The sequence below is a fragment of the Actinoplanes subtropicus genome, assembly GCF_000721705.1.
Classification (GTDB): Bacteria; Actinomycetota; Actinomycetes; order Mycobacteriales; family Micromonosporaceae; genus Actinoplanes; species Actinoplanes subtropicus.
Genome location: NZ_JOJL01000091.1, coordinates 1 through 4,948 on the forward strand (window position 1 = coordinate 1; position 4,948 = coordinate 4,948).

Below are 4,948 nucleotides of genomic sequence, written 5' to 3' on the forward strand. Positions count from 1 at the left end.
GCATGGCGAGCGCGGAGGTCCGGGCGTCGGCGGCGTCGGCGAACGGGAGCTTGCCCTTCTCGGCGAGCTTCACCTCGCCGGAGACGTTGAACCCGCGCAGCACGACCTCGCGGCCGTGGTTGTCGACGAAGCGGGTGCCGTCCTGTACCGTGCCAAAACCCGTGCATGGCTGTGAGCTGGCACTTTGAAGATCTCGTCAAGCTGCACGGTGGTACTCGTTGATCACGCCGCCGAGACGTTGCCGGCGTCGTACCGGGGCGTCCATCGCGATCACGATGGCCGGGTCGTGGTTCGGTGGCAGCTGTTGCCGGGCTTGATGCGGGCGGTGGTCGTTGAAGTGGTCCACGTACTCGCCGACCACCGCGACGGCGTGACGTTCGCTGTAGATCAGCATCCGGTCGGTGCACTCCTGGCGCAGGCTACGACCCCAGCGTTCGATGTAGCAGTTCGCCCGGGGCGTCCGTGGCGGGATCTTGACTACGGTGATGCCCTCGGCGGTGAAGACCTCGTCGAACGCGGCGCTGTACTTGCCGTCCCGGTCGCGGATCAGGAAACGGAACCGGCCGGCCCGTTCGTCGAGGTCGATGACGAGATTACGGGCCTGCTGGACGACCCAGGCGTGATCCGGATTGGCGGTGACTGCGAGCAGGTGGACCCGGCGGGTGGCCACCTCCATCACCACCAGCACGTACAAGCGTCGCAGCAGGATCGTGTCGACGTGGAAGAAGTCGATCGCGAGGAGACCGTGGGCTTGGGCGCGCAGGAACGTGCGCCAGCTGGTGTCTACGTCACGGGGTGCCGGACCGCGACGGCCAGCGGCGAGGATGCGGCGGATCGTGCCCGCGCCTACCTGGTGACCCAGCCGGAGCAGTTCACCCTGGATTCGTCGGTGTCCCCACCGCGGGTTCTGTCGGGCGAGGCGTCGGACCAGGTCGCGGACCTCGTCGCTGACTGGCGGCCGGCCTGTCTTGCGCGGGTGGGTCCAGTGTCGGCGCAGCAGGCGCCGGTGCCAGCCGAGCAGGGTGGCCGGGGTGACCAGCTGATGGGCTCGGACGGCTGCGGGTAGCAGCCTGGCCAGGGCCGACAGGATGGCCCGGTCGGGCCAGGACAACCGGGGCCGCCCGTTCAACTGTCGCCGTAGCACCGCCACCTCGTGACGCAGCACGAGGACCTCCGCGACCACCGCGGTCTCGCTACGAACGAGCAAGCCGAGAGCACTGACCAGCCGGATCATCATCAAGTACACCAGCCGAACCAACATACTGAAGCATTCCGAGCAAGGAACTCGTTACTGACGGTCATCAGGTGGTGCGCTCGTGCTCGATGTGGAGGATGACCAGCGCGGCGGCGACGATCTTCCCGATCCGCCACGGGTTGAGGCTGACGTTGCGCAGTGCTTTGAAGGTCATCTTGAGCAGCGAGTTCCCGCGTTCACCGATCGCTCGCAGGCTGTTGTGGGCCTTGTTGAACTGCTGCTGGACCAGCGGCAGCCCGCCGTTCTTGGGCCTCTTGAACGCGACGGTGACCGTGTCGGCCACGCCTTCGTAGCCCAGATCGCCTAACGGGGCTTCGCCCCAGCCCGACGCAGGTCCGCGCCGGCCTCGGTGTGGGCGGGCAGGATCTCGGTATGGGCACGCACGGCGGTGGTGTCGTGCTCACGGCCGGGTCGCACCTCGGAGGTCCAGATCGGCCAGCCGTCCGGCGCGGTGACGACCTGGACGTTGCCGCCGTGCTGGTCGTGCTTTCCTGACCACCACAAATCGACGCCCTCGGTGGGACCGGGGGTACGGCACCGGTCGGTCTCGATCAAGGTGCCGTCGATGTTCACATGGTCATAGCCGGCCGCCTTCGCCGCGAGCAGCGCGCCGTGCAGACTCGGCGATCGGGCGGCGAGCACGTCGATGCCCTCGTTCAGGTAGTCGTAGCCAGTCGAAACGCTGATCTGGTTGTCGATGGCCAGTTGCCGCATCCGGGTGCCGTCGAGGAACCACCGCAACACCAGAACGGCCTGGTCACGGCACGGCAGAGCACGAGTGCCGGCCCGCGTACCGCGAGCAGCGCGTTCGTCGGCGAACAGCCTGGTCAGGAAGTCAACGGTGTGCTCGCATGCCGGTAGCACAGCCGTGTATGTGACACTCATCGTCGGCGCAGGACCCTTATGAAGCTGAGCTGTGAGAGGCCACCTTCTTATCGGGGTTCTGCGTCTTTTCTACGTAGCCGGGCTCATCAGGCGCTTCTCGGGCCTTTCGGACACTCGATCGGTCACGGACAGCAACGCGACCGTTGCTCGGAATGGCTCACTGATGATCCTCTACAAGAACCGGGAAATCCCAGCTCACAGCATGTGCGACGAGTTCTGGCACGGTACAGCATCTTTGCCCGCTCCGCCGTACGGTTCTACTTCACGCTTTACCACGTCTATGAAATGTTTCGTGTGAGCCCGTACCGGGTATGGAAGTACGGCATCGCCCGACAGTTGGTCTGGTTCGCCAGGCCGTTGAGCCAAAAATCGGCGTGTGAGCGGCGCTACCAGGGTTCAAAGTGCTGGTTCGTGTCGCTCCTGTCGGTCCACGGGTGGTACCAGGCGCGATTCGCCGAGGCGGCCCTGATGCTCGCCTACGCACTGAGGCACGGTCGGTGCCCGGACGGTGCGCCGAGCTGCATCTGATCCGGCCGGCAAGGAACCCTGGATCGTAGCTGTGTGCTTCGTCCGTCCGCGGCGGAGCACACAGCGCCTCGGGCTCGCGACATATTGGGGAACCCCGGGGAACAACCCGTAGTTCCATGAGTTCGGCCTGTTGACCCTCGTATTTCGGCTGCGAGTAGCAAGGATGTCGCTGCCGCTCGGATCCGAGCTCAGCGTCTACCGATGGAGAGGGGCCGTGATATCAGATCGACATTCGTTCACCGTAGAAATCTACGTGTTGATTCTCGGGTGAGCCCTCACTGTCCAAGGACGGTATCGACGAGTTGACCTTTCGAGGCGTCATTGAAACCACGGCCCGACCTGCCGCCAGAGGAAATGCCGTCGCGAACGAAGCTGTGTGTAAGGGCTGCTGGGCAATCCACGCCAACAGCGCCTGCCGGAATGTTAGCGCGATCGGGCGGACGCTCGACGACGCGTTTCGAACGCCTTGGCGCTGCTGTACTTTCGTATGGGACGACGTTGATTTGGTCCAGGGAACGGACCAGCTGTTCGCCGACTTCCGGCCCGGGTTCGGCGTTTGGATTCCCATGAGCGTCGGCAGCCCGAGCCTGTCGCTTGCCCTATGACGGGCCGCAGCAGCTTGGTGGTCGGCTGCTCACGGCGACCACCGGCGGGCAGGGAAGGGCAGGTCCCGCGGGGTGCGGGGCGATGGTCCGCAGTGTCCGAACAAAACCACAACGTCTACGAGAAAGGTGCAACTGCCGTTCGTGTCATCACGGGTAGTTTCGCTCCTGCGAACAGCAACTGGCGCGATCCGGTTCCGATGAGGTTGACTGACCGTCGTGGTGACCTTGCGCGTGGTGGAATTCTGGCCGCAGACCGGCTTGGCGAACGCGCGGTGGGCCGAGGGTGCGGACGAGGACGCGTTCCTGCGCAGTGCCCGCGGAATCAGCGAGCTCTACAGCGAGGGCATCCGCGAGGCCGGGGTCGAAGTACGCCATTCGCAGCTGCGGCTGCATTGCTTCGACCATGAGCCTGGCCGCGTCGAGGTCGAGGTGACGGTCTTCACCGACCCGGCGGAAGGTTACGAGATGGCCGGGGTGAGCCTGCCCGACGGAGTGGCCACATTATCGGCACCCGCCCGGGCGGCCCTGGCTCTCGACGTACTGCACGCGGCGGCCCTGCGGATGGCCGAAGCGCGCGGCTGGAGCTCGGCCGCATTCGAGGCCGCCCGAGCGCACGTCGTGGCGCAGGGCATGCGCTATCGGTGGACCGGACCCGGGAAGACCGCGCCGGGGCGCCGACACGTCGCGCGCCCAGTCGGCGCCATCGCTGACGACGGTAAGGGCCGGATCGTCGTCGAGATCAGACGCGTAGCCGACGGCACCCTCATCGGCGCATCCGCCGAACTCGAGATGGACGGTACTCAGTCGGCCTTCCGATGGGCGGCGGGCACACTACGCTGGCGCGACCGGCAGACCGTCCAGATTAAGCGTTACCAGGAGTGGCACACGATCACGGTCGAGGACATTCCAGCGCTGACAGTGCGAGGGGAAGGCTCCGGCTCCGGCTCGTCGATCCGGGTGCTCGGCGGCTACACCGACCGCACGGTGCCGCAGAGTTATATGACAGCCCTCGACCTTCTCACGGACGAACTGCGGGAGCCACGTTGGACGAGTTGGTGGTCCGCGGCTCACGAAGAAGTGCTGGAGATCTGGTTCGACCTGATCGCCGAACGCCCGGCCGGAGTCACGGCGCGGCGGTCCGGCAACAAGCTTCGGGTGCGCGTCGACCGGCCGCTGGCCGAGATCCTCGCGGCTCCGGATCCGATCGCGCTCGCCCTAGAAGACATCAACGCTATGCTCGCAGCGACCCGCAAGCGCGCCGGGCTCGGCCCGCATCCGGAAATGCCCGACCTGTCACAGATAACCGCCGTGACCGAACAGCAGCTTCGACGGCACGCGGTGACCGCCCGTCGAATGCAGGCGCTGCTGGACCAACTGGCCGACCGGTTACCGGCATGGCTGGTGACAAGCCTGCGTGGCGACCTTAGCCAGGGCAAGACCGGCGAAGCAGTATCGGTGCTGCGGGTCCAACTGGAACACCTCGGAGTCGACACCACCGACGCGGAACGCGCGGAATTCGACGCTCTGGCCACTCATCAGGGGTGAGAGCGCCGAGCGCCGCTTCAGCCTGTAGCGCGCCAGAACTCGTCGCACACCTGGTGAGCTGGGATTTTCGGGTTGGCGTTGAGGATCATCGGTATGGCGGTTCGGCTGGTGTACTTGATGATGATCCGGC

2 protein-coding genes and 1 pseudogene are annotated in these 4,948 nt (G+C 65.8%); 1 reads left to right on the top strand and 2 read right to left on the bottom strand.

Annotated features, from left to right (window positions below; all coding sequences use genetic code 11):
- Positions 1-196: 196 nt before the first annotated feature.
- Both IH26_RS0151990 and IH26_RS55155 read right to left on the bottom strand, forming a co-directional pair.
- On the bottom strand, positions 197-1,237 hold the full coding sequence (locus tag IH26_RS0151990) for an integrase core domain-containing protein (protein ID WP_245666070.1): 1,041 nt from the start codon (positions 1,235-1,237) through the stop codon (positions 197-199).
- 64 nt (positions 1,238-1,301) lie between these two features.
- Positions 1,302-2,140: pseudogene (locus IH26_RS55155) on the bottom strand (transposase family protein).
- A 1,349-nt stretch (positions 2,141-3,489) separates the two neighbouring features.
- Between IH26_RS55155 and IH26_RS0152010 the strand changes: the two are divergent.
- Positions 3,490-4,818 (top strand): hypothetical protein, encoded by a 1,329-nt coding sequence (locus IH26_RS0152010; protein ID WP_157437902.1) that lies wholly within the window; start codon positions 3,490-3,492, stop codon positions 4,816-4,818.
- The last annotated feature ends 130 nt before the right edge of the window (positions 4,819-4,948 follow it).